Origin of the sequence: Paraburkholderia oxyphila NBRC 105797 (assembly GCF_000685075.1) — a bacterium.
Taxonomy (GTDB): domain Bacteria; phylum Pseudomonadota; class Gammaproteobacteria; order Burkholderiales; family Burkholderiaceae; genus Paraburkholderia; species Paraburkholderia oxyphila.
Window position 1 is genome coordinate 1 of the sequence record NZ_BAYD01000284.1, and the last position, 1,116, is coordinate 1,116.

Genomic DNA, 1,116 nt, shown 5'->3' on the forward strand with positions numbered 1-1,116 from the left:
CCGCATCGAAAACGTCGTCAAGAAGTTCGGCGACAGCGTCGCCGTCAACAACGTGAGCCTGAACATCGCGAAGAACGAGCTCTTCGCGCTGCTCGGCAGCTCGGGTTGCGGCAAGTCCACGCTGCTGCGCATGCTCGCCGGCTTCGAGACCGCCACCTCGGGCAAGATCTTCGTCGACGGCGAAGACCTCGCGACGCTCCCCCCGTATCGCCGCCCCGTCAACATGATGTTCCAGTCGTACGCGCTCTTCCCGCACATGAGCGTGGAGTCGAACGTCGCGTTCGGCCTGAAGCAGGAAGGCGTGCCCAGGAACGAGATCAAGGAGCGCGTGGCCGATGCGCTGAACCTCGTGCAGATGGGCCGCTATGCCAAGCGCAAGCCGCATCAGCTTTCGGGCGGCCAGCAGCAGCGCGTCGCGCTCGCCCGCTCGCTCGTCAAGCGTCCCAAGCTGCTCCTGCTCGACGAGCCGATGTCCGCGCTCGACAAGAAGATCCGCCAGAAGACCCAGCTCGAACTCGTGAACATCATCGAGAAGGTCGATGTCACCTGCGTGATGGTCACGCACGATCAGGAAGAGGCGATGACGATGGCCAACCGCCTCGCCGTCATGAGCGAAGGCCGCATCGTGCAGATCGGCTCGCCCAACGACGTCTACGAATTCCCCAACAGCCGCTTCTCCGCCGAGTTCATCGGCTCGACCAACCTCTTCGAAGGCAAGGTCGTCGAAGACGAGCCCGATCACATCTACGTCGAAAGCGAAGACCTCGAAGCGCGCATGTACGTGAGCCACGGCATCACCGGGCCGCTCGGCATGCCGGTGGGCATCTCCGTGCGCCCCGAGCGCGTGCGCGTCACGCGCGAGAAGCCGTCCACGCCGCACAACTGGGCGCGCGGCGTGGTCAAGGACGTCGCCTACATGGGCAGCTACTCGCTCTATCACGTGCGCCTGCCCGGCGGCAAGGTGGTCGTCTCGAACCTCTCCAGCTCGCACCTCATGAACGAGGGCGCGCCGGCCTGGAACGACGATGTCTATGTCTCGTGGTCGCCCGCCAGCGGCGTCGTGCTCACGCAATAAGGGAGATGCCGACATGAGTACGACTTTACCTTCCACGACGG

Annotated in this window: 1 protein-coding gene; it reads left to right on the forward strand. The window is 64.2% G+C overall.

Annotated features, from left to right (window positions below; all coding sequences use genetic code 11):
* On the forward strand, positions 1-1,075 hold a 1,075-nt coding region (locus BO1_RS48950; RefSeq protein WP_028223793.1), incomplete at its 5' end, for an ABC transporter ATP-binding protein.
* Positions 1,076-1,116 lie beyond the last annotated feature (41 nt).